14 protein-coding genes are annotated in these 21,358 nt (G+C 46.4%); 7 read left to right on the top strand and 7 right to left on the bottom strand.

Annotation, left to right across the window (positions count from 1 at the left end):
* Positions 1-130 precede the first annotated feature (130 nt).
* Positions 131-2,131 carry a replication initiator protein RctB domain-containing protein gene (locus tag AC51G0_RS23680; protein ID WP_496304111.1) on the bottom strand — a complete coding sequence of 667 codons (2,001 nt, stop codon included), beginning with the start codon at positions 2,129-2,131 and terminating at the stop codon, positions 131-133.
* Positions 2,132-3,417: 1,286 nt separating this feature from the next.
* On the opposite strand from AC51G0_RS23680, the gene AC51G0_RS23675 reads away from it, so the two are divergent.
* The 6 genes from AC51G0_RS23675 to AC51G0_RS23650 all read left to right on the top strand — a co-directional run bounded on the left by AC51G0_RS23675 (position 3,418) and on the right by AC51G0_RS23650 (position 11,655).
* A complete protein-coding gene (locus AC51G0_RS23675; RefSeq protein WP_496304110.1) occupies positions 3,418-4,632 on the top strand; it encodes an AAA family ATPase in 1,215 nt (404 codons plus the stop codon).
* 8 nt (positions 4,633-4,640) lie between these two features.
* Complete coding sequence (locus tag AC51G0_RS23670) at positions 4,641-5,615, top strand: ParB/RepB/Spo0J family partition protein (RefSeq protein ID WP_496304109.1); 975 nt, start codon at positions 4,641-4,643, stop codon at positions 5,613-5,615.
* A gap of 127 nt (positions 5,616-5,742) precedes the next feature.
* A complete protein-coding gene (locus tag AC51G0_RS23665) occupies positions 5,743-7,839 on the top strand; it encodes a tRNA(Met) cytidine acetyltransferase TmcA (RefSeq protein ID WP_496304108.1) in 2,097 nt (698 codons plus the stop codon).
* Between the two features lie 67 nt (positions 7,840-7,906).
* On the top strand, positions 7,907-8,647 hold the full coding sequence (locus tag AC51G0_RS23660; protein ID WP_496304107.1) for a phosphatase: 741 nt from the start codon (positions 7,907-7,909) through the stop codon (positions 8,645-8,647).
* Between the two features lie 363 nt (positions 8,648-9,010).
* Positions 9,011-9,406, top strand: a complete 396-nt coding sequence (locus AC51G0_RS23655) for a hypothetical protein (RefSeq protein WP_496304106.1) — start codon at positions 9,011-9,013, stop codon at positions 9,404-9,406.
* Positions 9,407-9,975: 569 nt separating this feature from the next.
* Positions 9,976-11,655 (top strand): flagellar assembly protein A, encoded by a 1,680-nt coding sequence (locus tag AC51G0_RS23650; RefSeq protein WP_496304105.1) that lies wholly within the window; start codon positions 9,976-9,978, stop codon positions 11,653-11,655.
* A gap of 268 nt (positions 11,656-11,923) precedes the next feature.
* On the opposite strand, the gene AC51G0_RS23645 is transcribed toward AC51G0_RS23650, so the two are convergent.
* The 3 genes from AC51G0_RS23645 to AC51G0_RS23635 form a co-directional block, all read right to left on the bottom strand.
* Positions 11,924-13,876, bottom strand: a complete 1,953-nt coding sequence (locus AC51G0_RS23645) for an EAL domain-containing protein (RefSeq protein WP_496304104.1) — start codon at positions 13,874-13,876, stop codon at positions 11,924-11,926.
* Positions 13,877-14,404: 528 nt separating this feature from the next.
* Positions 14,405-15,757 (bottom strand): sigma-54-dependent transcriptional regulator, encoded by a 1,353-nt coding sequence (locus AC51G0_RS23640; protein WP_496304103.1) that lies wholly within the window; start codon positions 15,755-15,757, stop codon positions 14,405-14,407.
* Positions 15,754-17,571 (bottom strand): sensor histidine kinase, encoded by a 1,818-nt coding sequence (locus AC51G0_RS23635; protein WP_496304102.1) that lies wholly within the window; start codon positions 17,569-17,571, stop codon positions 15,754-15,756. The genes AC51G0_RS23640 and AC51G0_RS23635 overlap by 4 nt, the downstream gene beginning before the upstream one ends.
* A 199-nt stretch (positions 17,572-17,770) precedes the next feature.
* Between AC51G0_RS23635 and pdxH the strand changes: the two genes are divergently transcribed.
* Entirely contained in the window at positions 17,771-18,406 is a 636-nt protein-coding gene (gene pdxH / locus AC51G0_RS23630) for a pyridoxamine 5'-phosphate oxidase (RefSeq protein WP_496304101.1), read from the top strand.
* Positions 18,407-18,484: 78 nt separating this feature from the next.
* Here the strand turns inward: pdxH and AC51G0_RS23625 are convergent, their stop codons facing one another.
* The 3 genes from AC51G0_RS23625 to AC51G0_RS23615 form a co-directional block, all read right to left on the bottom strand.
* Positions 18,485-18,649 (bottom strand): addiction module component, encoded by a 165-nt coding sequence (locus AC51G0_RS23625; protein ID WP_496304100.1) that lies wholly within the window; start codon positions 18,647-18,649, stop codon positions 18,485-18,487.
* Positions 18,650-18,836: 187 nt separating this feature from the next.
* Positions 18,837-19,547 carry a helix-turn-helix transcriptional regulator gene (locus AC51G0_RS23620; protein ID WP_496304099.1) on the bottom strand — a complete coding sequence of 237 codons (711 nt, stop codon included), beginning with the start codon at positions 19,545-19,547 and terminating at the stop codon, positions 18,837-18,839.
* Positions 19,548-20,063: 516 nt separating this feature from the next.
* On the bottom strand, positions 20,064-21,254 hold the full coding sequence (locus AC51G0_RS23615) for a putative manganese transporter (protein ID WP_496304098.1): 1,191 nt from the start codon (positions 21,252-21,254) through the stop codon (positions 20,064-20,066).
* Positions 21,255-21,358 lie beyond the last annotated feature (104 nt).

The following is a 21,358-nucleotide window of genomic DNA, read 5'->3' as shown; positions in this document are numbered from 1 at the left end:
CCAATACAGCACGATCAAAAAAGCCGGGAAAGATACGAATCTTTCCCGGCTTTTCAGGCGTATAGTTAGCGCCCAAATCGGTGATTTAATTTACAGTGTAAATATCGTCCATGCAGCGAGCTGCGATAAATCAGACCCCGCGCGCCATATCATCCAGAGCCTTCATGACCTGTTCATTCATGTGGCCATCTTGTACAAACTTACAAACCTTACGGCGTACGGCAAGCCCCGAGATCAACTTTTCAATGGAAAGGTGGCTCTCTTCCTGCTGGCTGTTGTAGAGCTCGATGGTTTTGCTCAAGGTATCGTAAGTCATCGCCTCGCCACCGACACGCAGCCAATCAAGCTTCTCTAGAAGGCTGTGACACTCTTCTGTGATAGAAGTAGCTGAATGACCTGTCATTGCCGATAAAGCCGTTATACTGCGTTGCAGCGCCTCTGGAGAGGTATACTTAGACAGAGTAATGGTCAGCTCATCGGCATTGATCTCCACCAAATGCTTCCTGAGTTTAACCCGACGCCCCAGCCGACCTCTGCTTCGCCCCTCTTTACGCTGGATCGGCTCAAATTCACCATCGATGATCTCGGAAAGCTGATCAAGCTCCTGCTTGGGCATTATTTCATTGCGCAGTGGATTTGGCATTGTCGGTGCCATAGAACGCTTGCCTTCATTGGTCGTTTTCGCGCGGGAATAACGGATCACTTCATCGGCATCACACTTGATATCGATCTGATAATCACAATAGCGCTTGTCCTGATCTTCCGGGGTGATCGTTAAATGGTAGCCCCATAAGTTGACGGCGAACACATGATCGGTGATCTTATCTTCTGCCAACTTGCGCAGCTCGCGGATCAGATCAGATGAAAAACGTCGCCATTCAATGTTGCGCGCTAGCTTCTGGTTCAGCTCACTGAGCAGCATAGAATCATTGATCCGGCGTGACATTCGGCTCCGGAAGAACGTATACAGCTGAAATACCAAGGTATGCTGTCGAAGGATCTCGGGTGGAAACAGGAAAAAATAATCCCGGGTCAGCAACTCGTCAAAGAACGACGGCTCCCACACCAGAATGTATAAGTTGGGCTTGATCCTGATCTCGCCATCATCCCCTTCCTGAGGCGCTTCTTCTGAAGCCGTGATCGTTCTGGCGAGGAAGCGGAAACGATCACTTTTAAACCCTTCAGGCATGTTTTCACTTAGCCAGCGACCAGTAAGTTCGTGCAACTGGAAGTCAGTAAATTCAATACGATCAATACTTTCGCGGATAGAGTCACGCGCCGGGCCACTGTCTTTTTTGCCCCGCAGCGCCAGGATATCAGTGATATAGATCGGGGTTTTGTTCCCCATATTTCTCGATTGGATCTCGTAGTCCGGCAAGTGATGATCGTGATATTGAACCGTCAGTGTGAACAGGGCAAATAAGGTCATCAGATCATCAACCGTCATGATCGACTTTGATGATCGTGTCTCAATAATCGCCTTGGTACCGCTGATAGCGACCATCGATTTCTGGTAACTTTTCTTGGTTCGTGGCGGTGCCAACGCTTGATCAATGATCCCGGCCCAGCTGGTTGGCGATACCACAATTTGATCCGCCTCATCAGGCATCATTGGCGGTGTACCGAGGCCGTATTCGTTCAGCAGGCGACGGTTAACATGGTTTTGTGCCAGTGCCTTGGAACGTTTTTGTTTTTCCTTAGCCTTGGTTTGCTCTGAATGTAGGCTTCCCGTCCCTAGCTGGGAGATCAGCAAGGCCGGATTGATGAAATGATGCAGCATAGTCTTACCAGCTAGGCCTTCTTCAAACCGGACTGGTTGCTGGTTGAATAAACCAATGCTCACAGCAGCCCGCAGGCGTTGCTGAATAGCGGCGCGGGTTAGCTGGCCTTCGGTTGCTTCTACGAGTTCAGTGGTGGAGACCATTCCGTCCTGGCTAGATAGGCCTCGAAGTGAAATCAAGTTAAGTAATTCGATAATACTTTTGGTCACACCCTTGAAGTGCTGGTATTGCGGAAGCCAGTCCACAAGTGCTGGTGGAATGGAAAACAAGTGCCCGTCTTTGTGGGATCGTGGTGCTAGGATCAGAATCTTTTCGCCGGTTTTATTATCGTTGTTACCAGGGGCTTTCATTTGTCATTAGCCGTAGAAGCATCATCTTTCCGGAAAGATTAATAGAAAAAGATCAAGAAAGAAAGCTCTTTTTATTTAATTATTTAAATACTGATCTTTATGTTTAATATGATCTTATTGATATAGTGATCTTATGATCCGGCCAGAAAAATGTTTGTAAGTCACTGATTATATATAGTTTTATTTTTGTCCGTTATGGAACGATGATCAACGCTCGTTCGGAACGCTGATCATACACATCTTGAAACGATGATCAAATAGGGTATGGAAGTATGATCATCATGGTGTCGCAACAATGATCATTGGCTCTCTGAAACAATGATCATGAAATTGAAACAGGTTATCCACAGGGTTATTCAGTAATTGTGACTTGTGAGTTGTTATTTAGAGACTGTCGCTCCAATTTAGCTCCGGAAAAATGATCATAGCCGCGTCATTTCAACTCTAGATCCTATCATTAGCAATTCGAATGGCTGAAAACCGAGCAAAGTTGAAATGCCATTCGCCGTAATTACCCATCTGATTATCATGTGTCCGAGCCCGGAAAAATGATCAAGTGGCCTATTGTGTATTTCAACTTTTACCCAATTAGTCCTATTACGGCTGTTCTATTGCTCCGTTGCGAGGGAATATCACCCATTAGCCCAGTTGAAACCTGCATTCACCGTAATTTAGCGGTGTATCGTCATGCTTCCGGAGGTGGAGAGCGTGCAAGGTCAATGGGGATCATCATCTTGATCATTGTTCCGAATCTAGCAATGCGATCAATTTTGTTTGGCTGGGGTGTTTTACAGTCTAATTCTCCTTGATCATCGTTTCAGATCGGTGCTAATTAGCGGGAACAATGATCAAGACAGATTGGCTGAATCTTGTACATTTCCTTCGCGGATCCCATTCAAGTCCCCTGTTTCACGCTGATTTTATTGAAAACGATAACTTTCATGGTGAAATGGGAAAAATTACTATCTAGGTTGCAGATCAGAATTTCAAATTGAAATGACACTGGCCGTAAATTGAGCGTTCATTTATACGTTTCCGGTGTTGGGGCTGCTAACTGGCAATTTACATTGTAAAATAGTGACGCTGTAACACTTTTGCCAAATGGTCATTCTAAGTAGATTACCAACAAATATTTACGTTTGTATTCGTTCCAATATTATGTTTTTTGCTATCTTTGCCTATTTTTAGTTGAGATGAATATCACACTGGTTTGTTCAGCTTTTTATTGTATGGCTTGTTTGTTGCTGTACAATATGGGCAAATACTAATAATGGCGAACGAGAATAATGAATAGGGAACAGACGATTCAAAATTTGCTCAACATTGCTGAGCAAACAAAACAGGTTCAGGCTGACCGAATTGAAATCGTATTAGAAGAACGTCGTGAAGAGCTTTTTCCACCAATGTCGAAAGCGCTAATGGAAACACGATCTGGCCTTACCCGTCGTAAGCTTGACGATGCGATTTCACGGATGGAAGCGACAGGTCATCAGTTTACCAAGAATAATGCTAACCACTATTCCATCACGCTCGAAGAAGCCCACCAGTTGATGGATGCGGCTAAAAAGCCAGCTTTTCACGAGCGAGAAGGTGCGGGCCGCAAGCCATGGATCGTCAATGTACAAAACCAAAAAGGTGGCACGGGCAAATCGATGACGGCGGTCCATCTTGCAGCCTGTCTGGCGCTAGATCTTGATAAGCGCTACCGCATTTGTCTTATTGACCTTGATCCACAGGGATCGCTGCGTTTATTTCTAAATCCGCAGATCAGTGTCGGTGATCAGGAAACGATTTATTCTGCTGTCGATGTGATGTTGGGCAATGTGCCCGAAGGCCAGGAAATGGATAAAGATTTCCTGATGGACAATGTTGTGATGCCAACCCAGTATCCGAACCTGAAGACGATAGCCGCCTTCCCGGAAGATGCCATGTTTAACGCCGATGCGTGGCAAGACCTGGCGGTCAATCAAGATTTGGATATTGTCCGCTTATTGAAAGAGCGCATGATCGATCCGATAGCCGATGAATTCGATATGATAATGATTGATACAGGGCCGCATATCGATCCCTTGGTTTGGAATGCTATGTATGCCTCGAACGCGCTTATTATCCCGTGTGCGGCAAAGCGTCTTGACTGGGCATCAACGGTTAATTTTTTCCAGCATCTGCCTACGGTTTACGAAATGTTTCCCGAGCAGTGGCATGGTCTAGAATTTATACGCCTGATGCCGACGATGTTTGAAGACGATAACAAAAAGCAGGTATCGGTACTGACCGAAATGAACTATTTACTGCGCGATCAAGTCATGATGGCGACAGTACCCCGTAGCCGCGCGTTTGAAACCTGTGCTGATACCTACAGTACGGTATTTGATCTGACGGCGGCTGAGTTTGAAGGTGGCAAGAAAACCTTGTCGACAGCTCAGGATGCGATTCAGCGAGTAGGGCTCGAGTTAGAACGTGTTATGCACAGTCACTGGGCGAATTTGAATCAGGAGTAATATAGCAGATGGCAATTAAAACCAAAGATCTCAATGCTCGTCTGTTCGGAAAAGCAGATAAACGCCGCGCGACGAATGTTACCGAAGCACAAACAGCGGCCCGCGACAAAGCCTCGGTGATTGAGCTTGCGGTTGCTGGTGAAGATACGGTGGCATTCGAGCTGGTTAAGATCAGTGCAACCGACGTTGAGCAGAAAACCCGGGTATTTGCTGAAAATGCCCGCGAGCAGGCTTTTTTGAATGAGCATGCCCTGGCCGATATTTTGACAACATTGAAAGATCGAGGCCAGCAGTACCCCGCTGTTGGGCGTTGGTTGGATAATGGTTGTATTGAAGTACTGGACGGTAGTCGCCGTCGGATGTCATGTATTCTGGCCGAGAAAGATTTCCTTATTTATGTGGCCAAAGGGATCAATGGCGAGCATGCTAAATTCCTATCGGATGTCGCCAATGCCCATAAGCCGCTCTCTTTATATGAAAGGGGCAAGGAGATGCAGCTGCTGCTGACGTCTGGCAAAGTCGCCGATCAGAAAGAGCTCGCAAAATATTGCCAGTGCAGTGAAGCATTGGTGAGCGGGGCGTTAAAAGCGGCAAGCTTGCCGATGGAATTGCTGATGGCCTATCCGAGTGTCGGTGAGTTAGGCCGTCCGACGATTGTTAAGTTGCACCGTTTGTTCTTTGGTTTAAACACCGAACAACGTACGCAGTTGGTCGGTAAACTTACCGATGGCGATGACGCGATGTGGAAGACTATCGATGCTCAGGGTATTACCCGCATTACCCGCGAAGTGACGATGCAACTTGAGCAGATCAGTGATGCGCTACAGCCTAAGATCGAGGTTGAAAAGCCAAAGGCTCAGGATCTGATAAAGGGCAAAGTCAGCTTTACCCGTGATGGTGACAAGCTGCAGCTCAAGCTTAAAAAGCTCACCGAAAGACAGGCTGATGATATCCTGGCTTACCTGTCGGATTATTTAAAATAGTACCCACAATGAAAACCACGCCTGGCGTGGTTTTTTTTCTCATTCCCTTTTCCGCTGTTGTTTAATACCTGCCGCCATTAACACCGCCATGCTATGATCCGTGCGTTAGTCATCGTCGAGTATTGTAATGTCTGAACTCATCGGTTTTAGCGCTGCGCTAATCCACACAGCCAAGCTGGCCAATATCCGCTACCTTATTGCCGTTGAAGGCGATTTTCAGTGGGGAAGTGAGGTTGCCCAGCTATTTGCCGCTCAATATGCGGCCCCTTTATGGGCGGGTGATGCTGCTCCTGGGGACCTGCCCTCGGTCACGTTGAAAAAGGCCAAAAAGTTTCTTGGTCAGGAATGTGATTGCTTGATCTACAACGCCCATCAAATGTTTGATGCTGAAGCGCTTGGCGCTTTATCAGGAACGGTGATAGGGAGCGGTGTGTTGCTGGTGCTGGTACCGCCGGCATGGTTCCACCAGACACAGGAGCAGCTTCCATTCATCCGCCGCTTGACGCGTTTAATGTCTCAACCGGAAGTTATTCACCTGCGCCAAGGACATTCACTGCCCGAGCTGCCGCCATCGTCGCTTGCGGAAGAGGCGTACTTTGATGACGAGTTTAGCTGCCTGACACCAGATCAGTATGAGGCTGTATTAGCTATTCGTAGAGTTGTGACTGGACATCGTAAGCGACCACTGGTTATGACGGCCGACCGCGGGCGGGGGAAATCATCGGCTATGGGTATTGCGGCGGCAAGTTTAATGGCCGAGCGCAGCATTCGGATCGGGGTTACTGCCCCCGCTTTTGCTAATGCGGATACACTATTTTCACACGCAGCCCGACGCCTTGGCCTTGAGTATCAGCAGCAGAAGGCGTTGAACATTGCAGATAGCGAGTTGCAATTTTTTGCGCCTGATGCCCTATTGGCAAACAAGGAACCACTTGATTTTTTGATCGTGGATGAAGCTGCTGCCATCCCGGCACCGATACTAAGCCAGCTGCTGAAGCAATATAACCGGATTGCTTTTGCCAGTACCGTTCATGGTTATGAAGGTACCGGACGAGGCTTTGCAATTAAGTTTCGCCAACAGCTTGATGTTATAGCCCCACAGTGGCGTCAGTTTAGATTAACCCAGCCAATACGTTGGGCTGACAAGGATCCCCTTGAGCAATGGATTTTTAAGACCTTGCTTCTTGACGCTGAGTACGCCGTACTTGAGCCAGAGTGTGAGGACATTGAAACTGTCCATTACCGCCAGCTCGAGTCTGACACCTTAATTGATGATGAAGAGCGATTGTCTCAGTTGTTTGGGCTATTGGTGAATGCTCATTATCAAACGTCGCCATCAGATGTTGTCCAGCTACTCGATGATGAATCGGTTAAACTCGTCGTCGCTGAATCTGGTTCCAAGATTGTTGGTTGCTGCCTGCTTAGCCTAGAAGGGGGCTTTGCCTCTGATCTGGCCCAGCAAATTATGCTTGGACAACGTCGCCCGAAAGGGCATTTACTGGCGCAGTCCGTTGCGGCGCATATTGGTTTTGAGGCGGGTGCGGTGCAGCGGTGTGCCCGGGTGATGCGGATTGCTGTTCATCCAGATAGGCAGCAGCAAGGGATAGGTTTATCTCTCTTGCAGTATTGTCGTGAGTGGGCCGAAGCGCAAAAGTTCGATTACCTGGGTACCAGTTTTGCTTTGGTTCCTGAGCTATTCGACTTTTGGCGCAAAGCTGACTATTCACCTGTTCGTCTTGGTATCAGCAAAGATGCAGCGAGTGGGGCTCACTCATTGTTGGCTGTCTTGCCCATTAGCCCGGCAGCAAAAAGTTGGTATCAGCAGGCTACCGAGCTTTTTGCAGTAAACTTTCAGGGTCAACGAGTTGAGCAGTTTCGCGATTTGGATACCCAGCTATTTATTAAGCTGTATCGGTGTGCTCTTCTGTCTCATCGGCAATACATTCCAAACTATAATCCCATTGCCGAGCAGCAGCTGAAAATTTATGTGCGTGGCGGGTTAGGGTATGATCTGGTCGTAGCCAGCCTGGAGAGTTGGTTAATTAGGTTACTCTCCACGCGCGGTACTGAGGTGGATGATGCTGCACAAATGGTGGTTGCGAAGGTACTTCAGAGGCAAGACTGGACAAAGATAATGGCCGATTATGGTTTTGCTAGCCGAAAAATAGCTGCCAAAGCACTGCGTGATTTTGTCGCCAAGCAGGATGTACTGCCTTTGAACTAGCTTAGCTAAATAGAGTATATCTAAGAGATTTGATTGAATAAGTAGTAGCCCTTAAGGAGTCGAGTAAATGCAATTTGTGATAGATACCCATACCCACACTATTTCAAGTGGCCATGCTTACAGTACGTTGCTTGAAAATGCTCATGCGGCTGCGGAAAATGGACTGTCTTTATTTTGTGTAACCGATCATGCACCGACGATGCCGGGGGCTCCGCACTTTTGGCACTTTGCTAATCAGCGTGTGCTGCCACGTTTTCTCCATGGTGTTGGTATCCTTCGTGGTGTCGAAGCCAATATTTTAAACATTGAGGGTGAGATTGATATTGATCCCCGGATCACTGAGCAACTGGACTGGGTGATAGGTAGCTTGCATGAGCCAGTCTTTGCTCCTTGTAATAAGCAATTGCATACTGAGGCATTATTGAATGTCATCCGTTCAGGTCGGATCCATGCGCTAGGCCATCTTGGCAATCCGAATTTTGATTTTGATTTTGAGGCCGTCATTTCAGTGGCTGCCGAGCATAATGTCTTAATTGAGATAAATAACTCCTCACTGTGTGGTTCGCGCAAAGGAAGTGAAGTTCGATGCGAAGAGATTGCGGCTATTGCTCGAGATATGGGGGCTAGAGTTACGACGGGTTCGGATGCGCACTTTGCCCATGATGTGGGCAACTTCTCTCATGTAAGCCAGCTATTGGCTAAAGTTGCTTTTCCGCTTGAGCAGGTTGTCACTCACCATCCCCGCTGTTTTCTTGATTTCCTTCAGGAGCGCGGACAGCAGAAAATTGAGGCGTTTTCTGCCTTGTAAACTGCTTGCTGTTTTCACCCGTTATTTACACTGTAAATTAGACTGTTGGTCAATTGAGAAAAGTTTAGTTTACAGTGTAAATCTAGCATAGTGCTATTTTGCGTTAGTAACTTCCCTCCTTTCCGATAGCATGACATTCTCGCTTTAACAGCCTGCACTTCTAACATATTGTAGTTTTTCCTATCTATTCAGCTTTGTATGTCCATCCAATTAAATTAATGGTACCTCATTCGGTATATTGTGATTGAAAAAATTTGGTATTGGTCCCAAAAAATAGTCTAGAGTTAAAAGACTTAGGGAGGAATTATTTGTTGTAAATTCGGCCCATAAAGTGGAATAGATTTATAGTTTTATGGGGGTGTCATGAGTTTAGTTAAAGTTCAAAACAAAGCCCTTCAGAAGTTAATGGCTTCCGCGCATCAATGTGTACAGCCTGATATTGCCTTTTCTCCAGGCAAGGGCGGGTTTGCAGCTCGGCTCCACAAGCATTCAATTCATACTGATATCAGCCGGTTTGATGTTGGCGATAGGGTCACTGTTTCTCGCTTGAGCAAGCGTTGTGTATATCTACGTACAACGTCTCCGTTGGAATTAAAAGCATCGTATGAGCTGACTCTACAAGGTTTCTATGTGTTAGCGGGTTATCTTACGCCACACGAGCAGCCAAGCGAGGATGAAGCTTTTTATCAGTATAAATTCCACTCGAATACATGGTTGACCGATGAGCAGTTGATGCGATTAGTCGTTGATTTTGAATAAAAAAAAGCCCCGAAAATCGGGGCAAGCTTGGACTAAGTAATTGCTGCTCAATCGGGGGGAACAGCAGCAATGGATATTTAACAGTCCTAGGATAACGTTATTATTGCTAGAACCGTGCCACATCTACAGCCATCTTAGTGATTTATTAAGTTACTGAAATATAAAGTATATTGTATTTAATTCCTCCGTGTCCTTCTACGCGAAGGGTGGGATCCCACCCATTCACTGTAATCCACGTGTCATTTATTACCCATTTTTGTATCGATGAGATCAAGAAAGTTGCTATTGGATATGAAGGCAGCGCTAAATTTTGTTCTAATGAGTAATTGAGCATCTATTTATTCATCAGGTTGATAAGTTATTGTTTAGTTGATGGTTGATAGCCAATTGATTTTGTTATATCTGCATAGATTCTTACACTTATCGCGTAAATTGCTAACGGATCTGTGACTTGGCATCTACATGCTTAGCATGTGGTTGGGTTAAGATGAGCGATGTCGCCACAATCGCTTCCAATTTCCATTTGTGGAGCTAAGCAATGCTATGTTTTTTCGTGCTAGGAGTGCTCTATGTCGCAACAGCTTCTTCAGCTGTCTCAAGATGGTCTGACTATATCTTTGATAGCCAAGCCAGCTCGGGAGGATCCCGAGAATAGGATTTCTCGCAGTGACATAAATAGCCAACTGGTTGAAATTGATGCTGCAGATTTTTACCTGTTTGAAAACGCAATCGATTCCGCTCTAAATGTTATCAATGCCGAGCAAACAGAAACTGATGATGGGGTCGAGACTGAAGTTAAAGTTCAGCAATTTGTAATTGCTGAACGACGTGATGCCACCCTGTTGATCAAAACTGAGCCTGATTTGATGCAGACATCGATAACGGTTGTGGGGGCATTTGGTGGCGCACCAATCACGGGGCCGATGCTGATTAATGCGCTCAAAGGCAATAACATCGTCAAAGGGATCCGCAAGACACATCTGCAGGAGTTACTCTCAAAGTCTAGGCTGTTAGCGCCTGGAGAAAAACTCACTTTGCCTGTGGCATTCGGCCGCCTGCCAGAGCACGGCCGTGATACCGTGTTTGAACCTCTTGTTGAGGATGCTAGCCATCGCATCTTACGCCCGCAATCCACTGAGGATGGTAAAGTCGATATGCTCAATCTCGGTGAGCTTATTACCGTGAAAGCAGGCCAGCCGCTCATGAAACTAATCCCTGCCACTTCAGGAACCAATGGTTTTAATGTGTTAGGTAAAGAAATCTTGGCCATTCCCGGTCAAGATCATGGCTTTGAATCTGGCGAGGGAACGGCAATTAGCGAAACGGATGATAAACTGCTGATTGCTACCAAAGCGGGAATGCCCGTCAGAAAACCCTGTGGGATGCAGGTTGATGATGCGTTAACGTTGAAAGGCGTGAATGTGACGACAGGGCACGTTGATTTTGATGGCAGCATTTTAATAACTGGCGATGTTACGCCGGGAATGAAGGTCAGCGCAACGGGGAACATTACTGTCACAGGTTTTGTCGAGCTTGGCGAACTGAGAGCTGGCGGCGATATTGCGGTGGCTAAAGGAATTATTGGTCGCCAGCAGGAAGGGAAACATTTAGCTTGTTACTTGCAGGCTGCGGGGAAGGTTACCAGTAAGTTTGCGCAGTTTGTCGAGATCGATGCCGGGCATGATGTCTGTTTTTCCCTTCATGCCCTACATTGTATTATTCGCACCAAAGGCGAAGTGAGTGTCATCGATCAGATCAAGCGACATGGTACGTTGAGCGGGGGGTATATTGAAGCGGGCTCTAGTGTCCAAGCGTTGAATATCGGTGCGCTTGCTGGTGTGCCCACTGAAATTATTGCCTTTAGCCAATATTCAAAGTTACGTGAACTGCTCAATAAAGCGTTTCAGGCTGTTGAGCTTGAACAAAAGCAGCTGCATAAAATAAAAGAGGCACAATCAAAGTTACTAAAAATCCCACCTTCGAAGCGCCCTCCTGAACTGGTTGATAAAATTAAAGGTACGGCACTGCTTCATAAGCAGCGGATGGCTGAGCTTAGCGATGATTACCTAAAGCTCAAGCAAGAGTATGAAACGTCGTTGGAGGCTGCATCTATTACTGCTGTTAGCCGCCTGTTTTCTGGGGTGTGCTGTCAGATTGAAAAAGAAAAACTGAATATCCTGCAAGAACATGGCCCCTCGACCGTGTTATACAGAGATCGCGCCTTGCAGCGTCTCTCCTACAACGCATGATGAGTTTACAGTGTAAATTTCAGCGTTACAGTGACAAAACGATCTCTGCTATCAATTCTATGACACAGTCGAAGATATGAAATCTTTGACTGAAATGAATAACAATTTACAGTGTAAATAAAGACACATTCCCTTTCTGAGTAACGCGATTCGTGATGTGTGGGTTGAGAACCCACCACTGAAAATCTGGCTGCAGTTCATTCTAACATCGGCATTTTTCTCAAAAAGATTTGATCTCAACTGATAGGGGCCTCGCCGTTCAATTCCGCTAGCCATTTAATTCAGTATGCTTTTGATTCCGGTTACAGTGAGTACGCTCGGTAATAAAGCCCTGAAAGCCGCTCACAAAGAGTTCCGATAATCGTTCGAGCTGAGTTTCGGTTTCGACCCGAGTCGCAATCGTCATGATGTTTAGGCTATGCGCCGTTCTAGATATTGAAGACAATACACTTGATTTGGTTTGATCGTTAAGTTGATGCGTATAGGCAAAATCAATTTTGACGTAGTCAGGACGAAACTCTTTCAGGTAGTCCAATGATTTGAAATGCCGGCCATAGTTGTCAACACCAAACCGGAATTTGTAGAAACGGATAGCAGAGCAAAGCAAGCTAGTAGAGTCTGGATGACGCACAAAGCTGGCCTCGGGCAATTCGAACAACAGGCGCGATGATAAGTTCTGGTTTCTTTCCATAATCTGGCTGAGCCAACGTATGAAGGCAGGATCAGTAATACTACTGTTGGTGATATTGATGGCCAGTGGGCCCAGTTGGTGATCGGCATTTAGCCGATTGATAAGCTGTGCGACAACATGTCGGTCGAATAAGCTGCCGACGCCCAAGTCTTCAATCGCGCCTAAAAATTGGCTGGCTTTATAGACTTCACCTTTATTCTTAATCGCACTAAAGACCTCGTGATGATAAAGACCTTTTTTCTCATTGGCGACGGGTTGGAAATGATAGCTGAAGAGATCATTGTCAATGGCTTCGAGCAGCAATGATTTCCACTGTTGCTTACCAAGCGTGCTATGGCTTGATGACTCTTCTATCAAGGCAATTGGCTGTTGCGGGGTTAGCGCGGCTTTGGTTAGTGCATTATCAAGCTGGGCTAGCAAGGTGCTTGAGGTTGGGGATTGGTTATTCATCAATAGGCCGACATGCGCCATTTGCGGAGAATTTGAAGCATCTTCGTTTTGTAAATCGTCGATAACTGAGAGCATCGTCTCGCCGATCACTTTTAGTTTTTCTGCACTAATGTTTGGGACAAGTAATGCGAACTCATCGTAGGAGAGGCGAGCAAGAGTCACGTCACTGTATATGATCCCTTCATTCAGGCCTATCGCAATATTCTTTACCAGTTGGTCTCCATCATCGAATCCCTTGTTGCGGTAACAGTCATCGATTAATTCGGTTTTTAATAGAGCGAGCCCTCCTTTGGGAGACTTGGATAACCAGGAGTTGAGTTGGCTGATAAAAAAGCTACGGTTACCAAGGCCTGAGACGCTATCTCGGTATGCCTGCTCTCTTAATTTGACGGCTTCACGGGCCTGGGCTTTAAAGTTAACCTCGAGTTGAGAGGTTAAGTGATTTATGAGTTTGACGATGGTTTTCAAATCTTGCGCGGTTGGCAGCGGGATCGGTGAGCCAAATTGATTATTGCTGATCGTTTGGGCCCGATTAATGATATTGGCTAATGGCTTGAGCCTGCGCCTTAACAATATTATGAGGCCCATGCAGGCAATGACCAATGGTATCAGGACACTGTAAAGAGAGCGAACACAGGCTTGCCATAGCTGGCGATATGACGGTATGGGGCTAATCGTTACAGAAACTTGGGCCAACGGATCCCAGCTATCATTGATGGTTAGGGTTTTGGTGAGTGGCTTAAAAAGGGCCAGGTTCACAAACCATCTGGGGACGTCATCCGAGGAGGGTAATCGATGCTGCTCTATGAGCTGGTTTGTCTGGTTTAGTGAAAGTGATATATGTGACCAAGTATCACTGGCAAATAGTTGTTCTATTACCGCTGAGAGTTCAGTGGTATTCGGTGACGATAAATAAGGCCGCACAGCGAGATCGACTGTTGACAGGTCATGATTTAAATCGCTCAGGGTTCGCTGATGAATGCTGGCTTTAAGGGAAGTCAATTGAATGGCTGTAACAGCAAAGATCAGTAAGAAGACAATTGCCAGGATCCATGTAATTAGCTGTCTGTATAAGGTCATAGAACGTGCTCTAGCTAGGGTGTTTTATGAATGGCTAGATTCGCTAGCAGTAGTGAGATTGAAGTTGCTTGTTATTTCCGACATCGACGACTTAGAGATTACCTTGCATCGTCGGATACCAGGCCAAAGTAGGAATTTGCACCACAGAGATGGCGATTCTAAGCTTGCACAAGATCGGATAATTAACTGACTAAATTTAACAAAACTTCGTGCCTATCAATGTGTTGTTTTATGTTGCGATAACGGTTTCTGAAGATGGTTCGAAGATATTTTGTAAGAGAGAGGTTTGTTTCATATCGCAGTTGATACCAATCAGCATAAGTACTTGATCATTCTTGCTGGTTAAAATCACCTATTACTACGTCAGAATTTTTGTAATTAGAACCACTAGTTACAAAAATTCTTCCTTGCCTTAGGTGATTTTTCCTGCGCAATTATCTGAACACTTACTTATCCCGATTGGTATGAGTCGGAAAACGATGAGTTATGAATGTACAAGATATAACTCATCGCTAGCCTGGTAATTGCTTAGCCCGAGATTTTGAAATCCTCTTTGTCGATATGATGTTTTCTCATCTTGTCATAGAGCGTTTTCCGAGCAAGCCCAAGTTCTGTCTGAACTTCCTTCAGTCGCCCGTTATGACGCTTCAATGCATCACTGAGTAAAGTATACTCAAACTGATTCATCCGTTCTGCTAACGAGTGGGTTAGAGGAGCTTCATTGAATTGACTGCTGTCACTGAGGGTGGAGGTATCCCCCATCAACACCAATCGTTCGGCAAGGTTTCGTAGCTCTCTGACATTGCCGGGCCAATCATGCTCAAGCAACTTTTGTTGCTGCTCAAGGCTGATTGAAGGCGGCTCTATTCCATATCGGGTGGACGCAGAGCGGGTGAAATTTTGGAATAACATTGGAATGTCATCCTTTCGCTCTCGAAGTGGGGGAATATCGACACTGACCACATTCAGGCGGTAGTAGAGGTCGTGCCGGAACTGCCCGCGATCACTCATTAACTTCAAGTCGTCTTTTGTTGCGGCGATGATCCGGATATCAAGTGAGACTGACTTGTTGGTGCCGAGTGGCTCGACGCTTCTTTCTTCAAGCACCCGAAGCAGCTTGATTTGCAGTGGCATCGGCATTGATTCAATTTCATCGAGAAACAGGGTACCGCCGTTGGCATGGGCTATTTTACCGACTCGCTTCTTCTGGGCGCCTGTAAAGGCGCCGGGCTCGTAGCCAAACAACTCGCTCTCGATCATCGTCTCGGGGATCGCTCCACAGTTGATAGCAACGAAGGGATGGTTTTGGCGTATGCTGTGATCATGAAGAAAACGCGCAACCAGCTCTTTGCCGGTACCCGTCTCGCCGTGGATCATGACATCGGCAGGGGTGTCTTTGATGTGGGAAAGAATGCGCCGGAGCTGTTTGACTTGCGGGTTGTTACCAAGGATCCGGGGGCCCGGGCCACTCTGCGCCTCGAGTTCACGTCGTAGGTCACGGTTTTCGAGTACTAATTCCCGCTTGTCAGCGGCGCGCTTGACGACATCGAGCAGGTTGTCTGTTGAAAATGGCTTTTCGAGAAAATCATAGGCGCCAAGTCGCATTGCATCGACGGCCATGGAGATATCACCATGGCCAGTCAGTAAAATAATAGACAGCTCCGGATCAATAGACAGGGCCTGCTTGAGGAACTCTATACCATCAATACCTGGCATGTTGATGTCAGAAATAATAACGCCGGGAAAATGGCTGTCGAGCGTTTCTAATGCTGGCTTGGCGCTGGAAAACAATTTGACGTCATAGTCTTCGATCTCCAATGTTTGCCCCAAAGCATCACGGATGGATTTTTCATCATCAATAAAAATTACTTGTTGGTTCATTGGGTGTCCTCAGTGCTGCGGGGAAGAGTGATCACAAATTCGGCGCCGCCACCGGGATGATCGGTAACAGTCAGGGTGCCGGAGAATGCATCGATGATCCGGCGCGAAATAGTCAACCCAAGCCCCAGGCCATCACTCTTGGTGGTAAAAAATGGCGTGAAAATCCGTTTTTTCTGGTCATTGTCGAGCCCTGGGCCATTGTCCCAGATTCGGATTTCAACCACATTATCGATAGCTTCAAGTTGGATACCTACCTGGGGTTGCGGAGCCGATGCCAGTGCTTGAATCGCATTATGAAGCAGATTAATTAAGACCTGCTCAAGTTGTACGGCATCGGCATTGATCAGAATATCTGTGGAGAGATCTCCGACGCGTAAAATGACCCCTTCTTTAATCAGGCGGTTGCGCAATAGGCTGATTGAAGCCCGAATCGAATCAGCCGCGACAGTACGGTTGTTATTTTCATTAGCCTTGCGGGCAAAAACTTTAAATCGGGCGATAATCTCTGCCACCATCTGGTTAAGCTTGATGATCTCGTCAATGTTTCCTGCTACTGAATCATAGCGTTCTTTTTGTAGCAGCTTACGCGAATTCTCAGCATAGGTACGCATGGCTGCAAGAGGTTGGTTGATTTCGTGATTAATACTTGCAGAGAGCTCACCTAGCATCGCGAGCTTAGCGGCCTGTACCAGCTCACTCTGGGTTTGCTTAAGCTCAGCCTGGCTGCGTTCATACTGCTCAATGGTCTCGCGAAGTTGCTGGTTACTTGCCAGTAGGTTATTGGTACGTCTGATCACCAGCTGCTCGAGTTTATCGTTGAGCTGTGCCAGGGCTTTCTGAGCCCTGAGCGTCTGCCACCATGATGTGATGGCCAGACACAGCAAGAAGTAAAATACGATGAACATCAGGACTGCCTGGGTGACATACTGGTAGGCGGCACTGATTGGGCTGAAGCCATAAATAGCCCAACCGGCTTGTGACATATCATGATTGGCGACGACAAACGCCTCGGCTTTATTTTGTAGGGGCTGCTCGATGTCGATGATTTCATGCAGCTTAAGATCAACCAGCTGTGAATACCCGGTTAGTGGATCGAGCCTGGCATTACCATATTGGCGCGATGCTAGAATTTGCTGTCTTTGCTTGTCATCGAGTGGGATCAGGGAGCGGTATAGCCAGCTAGCTTCCGAGCTGTAGAACACCACCCCAAGCGGATCGGCAATGGCATATTCGATATCTTCATACTGCCAAATATCTTCTATCAGTGATAAATCAACTTTGATGGTCATGACACCAATGATTGACTGTTGATTATAGATCGGTGCCGAAAAGTAATATCCCCGCTTGTCTGAACTGGCGCCTAACGCGAAGTATTGGCCTGGGCTGCCGGCTATCGCCTGGCGAAAGTAGGGGCGGTAGGCATAGTTTTGTCCGACAAAACTATCAGGTTGTTGCCAGTTACTGGCGGCTAACGTATTGCCCTGATGGTTTATCAGGTAAATCGTATCTGCCCCGAGGGTTTTTGCCCATTGCTGTAACAGTTGGCTAGTTTGCTGGTGCTGATTGTTTTCCGCGATAACCGATGATTGATCGGCCAGCAGCGGTTGCAGTAGACGGGGATCATTCGCGAGAACTTCTGGCAGTTTGCTATAGCGCATTAATTGGGCATCAAGCTTCTGTCCGAGCTGGTTTACATCAATGGCGACTTTATCTGCCAGGTGTTGTTTGACCTGCTGGTAAGTGAGCTGGGCGATAAGGGCACTGAGCACTAGGCCGATAGCAATGATGAGAGCGAGGCATTTACTTTTTTGCACTTGAATATTCCGAGGGCATTTTTTGATGGAAACTAGCAAACTTTGCCGAATGAAAACTCGAGCCAGGTAGCAGAGATGAAATGAAGCTGATGGTGAGAATATAAATAGCTGAAAAATCATTCATAATTGCAGAGGAACTTGTTTTTCCTGTAAGCAAAGCGCACAATTTCCCCTGAATGATAAATAAGCGGAGTTAACAATGGAATTGTCTGATATTCGTCGCGAGTACACGCGGGGTGGTTTACGTCGTCATGATTTACCAGATGAGCCGCTAAGCTTATTCAACAAATGGCTAAAGCAGGCCATTGATGCGCAGTTGAGTGATCCCACTGCAATGACGGTGGCGACTGTCGATGAAAACGGTCAGCCGTATCAGCGTATTGTGTTATTAAAGCACTACGATAAAGAAGGCTTTGTCTTCTATACCAACCTCGGCAGCCGTAAAGCAATGCACTTGAGCCATAATGCCAAGATCAGCTTGCACTTCCCATGGCATGCGATTGAGCGCCAGGTACATATCACCGGTGAGGCAGAAAAGCTATCTAAGATGGAAGTGATGAAATATTTCACGTCTCGTCCGAAAGAAAGCCAGATCGCCGCCTGGGCGAGCAAGCAGAGTAGCCGGATCTCTGCCCGTCAGGCGCTGGAAAGTAAATTTATGGAATTAAAACAGAAGTTTGCTACGGGAGAAGTGCCTTTGCCGACATTTTGGGGCGGCTATCGGGTAAAAATTACTTCAATAGAATTTTGGCAGGGAGGAGAAAATCGTTTGCACGATCGCTTCCTGTATAGTGATGAAGGTGAAAACTGGGCCATTGAACGCCTGGCTCCCTAAGTTCAGCCTTGTTTAAAATAAAAAAGTGTAGCTGTCTGGCTACACTTTTTTTATGTACTAACATTTTGAAGCAAGTGATTAACGTTGGCTGCTCGTTACAATGCTCACCCCTTCAGGGTGACGGACTTTCAGCGCTTTTTCAGCGGACTGAATCGAGGCAACTTCGTTTTCTGCTGAGATTTCGTATTTACACGGAATATTAAAATGTGGGTGTACAACGTAAGTAATAGTGAACTGTTTCATACCTGTTTCCAGTTAAAATAATAATATTAAGCCTCGGTCATTTAAGACCGTATAACTACTATGGCTAATTAAAACTGGCGCTATTGTAGGCGGGGTTTATCCCCCAGAATTTGATCTGGAAACAGACTTTTAATTGCAAAAATTCAAACTTAGAGTGCACGAAACAAAAGTTCTTGCGGCCGGATCCTTATTCTTTAAGGATTACCGATAGTTGGCGTTTGAGCATACTTTCTGGGATGTGGGAGCCAAAACCAAGATCCAACGCGAGATCCAACAGTTCTCCCTTTGAATTGGCATTGAACTTTTCACGTAGGCGCAAAACATAGTTCTCTACTGTTTTCACTGAAACATTAAGCACTTTTGCGATATATTGCGGCTTCTTTCCGTAAAGCAGTAAGAACAAAACTTCTGATTCACGGGTATTTAAGGCAACCGGTTGGTTATGTAAATCAAGGTTGAAAGAAGCCTGTTCTTTATTATTCAATCCAGCAGCACGGCAAATCCAATGCCCAACCTCGAGAATGGCAGTATCTTTTAGCTCGACCCCAGAAAAAATAGTACCGACGGTGTCATCTTGCTCATCTTTCCACGGTGTTTTTGTGAATAAATGTGCACGCCAGCTACCATCCGAATAAGGGTGAATGTCGAGAACACGCATCCGGTTACCCGTAGAAAGGACAAGGTTATCTTGCTCGCGGAAAGAGTCAGCGCATTCGACTGTCGGACTAGGCATATCAAAATCAGTCCGGCCAATACAATCGAGGTGATGATCGACGCCAATTATTTTCCCGTATTCGGCATTGGCATAAACAAAGACCGAATCTTTGTCTTTGCAACCCCAACATCCGGGAAGCTGATTAAAAATATGTAGTAGGGCAGGATCGACTTTATCTTTCACTCTTTGTGCCTGATGAAATTGGCTGGGTTAATTGGACTGTACAGAGTTTAATAGAAAGAAGAAATCTTACAATATCCAGATGACGGAATATTGGGCACATTTTTTCATAAATGAAAAAAAAGCCGGTCTAGAGAGACCGGCAAAGACAAGAGTTTGACTCCGAAGAGCACAATCCTGTACGACGTGTAGAAGAGGTATCCAATTAAGTTCATCTCTTTAATATGAGGGTGTATATCAAAGAAAACTTTATTGGCATGTATCCAATGCTGGATACTGCAGACAATGAACAGTGAAGTGCGTTCCCTGTCTACGAGAGAAACTATAACTGACAGAGGCAGGATGGATAAGGGGGGAAATCACCTATTGACATGGGCGGTAAAGTGTGCGTTGCTTTATTGGTATTTGTTTGTGAAAGCAATGATATGCAAAGACACTATGTGCATATCATTGAAAACTAACACTAAGTAAGATAAAGGGAAATTAATCCCTTTAATTCTATGCGCTTCCACCGGGTGATTATTCAAAAATAAGGAAGTAGCTATAGGCAACAATTAAGGCTGGTAAAGTTGAATATAGTGTTGCCATCAATGCAGCCTTCGGAGCAAGCGCGATCGCCGGGAAAAGGGCATCCCCATCATTGCTGATGGCATTGCCTAACTGTGCAGACAGTGGCACTGCGCCAGTGATATATAGGCTGGTTACGAGAATTTGCGGGCCACAGCCCGGTAGTAACCCGATCACAACGCCCATTAGTGGTAGTAAAATTGCCCAGTTGGAAAAAACAGCCGTAGGATCTAACCCTGTCCAGAAAATTGAGAGCTCAAAAAGTAGGAACGCGCCAATCACCCAACTGGTGACAAAGTTCGTGTCTTGGGCTACACGCTGGAACAAATTGTTGCTTCCTGCTTTGGGATCTTCTGATACGGCGGACTGGTAGTCGGTGACATCTCGGCTAGTTGCCCAAAGCACCATGGCAATCATCACTGCAATAGCACCGATATTATTGGTGGTGCCAGCTTGAAGGCGAAAGACTTGATCAATATCGATTTGCAGCGACCCCATAATGGCAATGATTGCTGCCGGAATAAGTGCCCATTTCCAGAATAGCCCCTGGAGCTTCAAGGCGGGTTGCTTGCTATCCGTCGCGTCTTCTGGCAATTGCGCCTTTTTATTATGTGCCAGATCGGGCCGCATGAAATCTTTGCCATGCAATGCATCAACGGTCCAGCCAGAGACTAAGCCGACCATAAAGCCGATGACGATAATGGCCAGCCCGGTAGAAGGCTCTGCGGCAAGCAGTATAAAGGCAGCATCGCCCATGGTGGCAGTCAATACCGCTACCACAGCACCAAAGCTAAGGCGGCCGCTGACATACTGAGTGATCACGACAATGGCCCCACCGCAGCCAGGCAATGCTCCCATAAAGGATGCAAACAGCACCTGGTATTGTGAGCGGCTTTCAAGCCGCGTGCTTAAATTACTGCTGCGGTTCAATTTAGCGGAAATGACATGGTAGAGCGCTAAGGTGGCTGCCACGTAACTGGCAACTTGCCAGAAAGCGTCAGACAAGACTGAGACGGTGAGCGCTTTGGTGCTAGGTGTGGCTAGTAGCGCGAATAGAATAACGGGTAAAATCAAACGTTTATTTGCCAGACGCCATTTTTGGCTTTGCAGTTGCTGGCTAAAGGCTTTTTGCAGCGATGCCATAGTGGACCCCGAAAGAAAAGAGATACGAGATAAAACGAGAACAGTTCTCATTTAAATGCAAATGAGAATGATTATCAAGTGTTTTCGAGGATCTACGCTAATTA

This window comes from Photobacterium sp. HL06 (assembly GCF_059552575.1).
The sequence above is the reverse complement of the archived record's forward strand: the minus strand, read 5'-3'. Positions and strand labels throughout refer to the sequence as shown.

Coding starts and splice junctions, on each gene's coding strand:
- AC51G0_RS23645 (WP_496304104.1), bottom strand. CDS start 13,876: ATGACCTTATACAGACAGCTAATTACATGGATCCTGGCAATTGTCTTC.
- AC51G0_RS23655 (WP_496304106.1), top strand. CDS start 9,011: ATGAGTTTAGTTAAAGTTCAAAACAAAGCCCTTCAGAAGTTAATGGCT.
- AC51G0_RS23660 (WP_496304107.1), top strand. CDS start 7,907: ATGCAATTTGTGATAGATACCCATACCCACACTATTTCAAGTGGCCAT.
- AC51G0_RS23650 (WP_496304105.1), top strand. CDS start 9,976: ATGTCGCAACAGCTTCTTCAGCTGTCTCAAGATGGTCTGACTATATCT.
- AC51G0_RS23640 (WP_496304103.1), bottom strand. CDS start 15,757: ATGAACCAACAAGTAATTTTTATTGATGATGAAAAATCCATCCGTGAT.
- AC51G0_RS23615 (WP_496304098.1), bottom strand. CDS start 21,254: ATGGCATCGCTGCAAAAAGCCTTTAGCCAGCAACTGCAAAGCCAAAAA.
- AC51G0_RS23665 (WP_496304108.1), top strand. CDS start 5,743: ATGTCTGAACTCATCGGTTTTAGCGCTGCGCTAATCCACACAGCCAAG.
- AC51G0_RS23675 (WP_496304110.1), top strand. CDS start 3,418: ATGAATAGGGAACAGACGATTCAAAATTTGCTCAACATTGCTGAGCAA.
- AC51G0_RS23670 (WP_496304109.1), top strand. CDS start 4,641: ATGGCAATTAAAACCAAAGATCTCAATGCTCGTCTGTTCGGAAAAGCA.
- pdxH (WP_496304101.1), top strand. CDS start 17,771: ATGGAATTGTCTGATATTCGTCGCGAGTACACGCGGGGTGGTTTACGT.
- AC51G0_RS23680 (WP_496304111.1), bottom strand. CDS start 2,131: ATGAAAGCCCCTGGTAACAACGATAATAAAACCGGCGAAAAGATTCTG.
- AC51G0_RS23625 (WP_496304100.1), bottom strand. CDS start 18,649: ATGAAACAGTTCACTATTACTTACGTTGTACACCCACATTTTAATATT.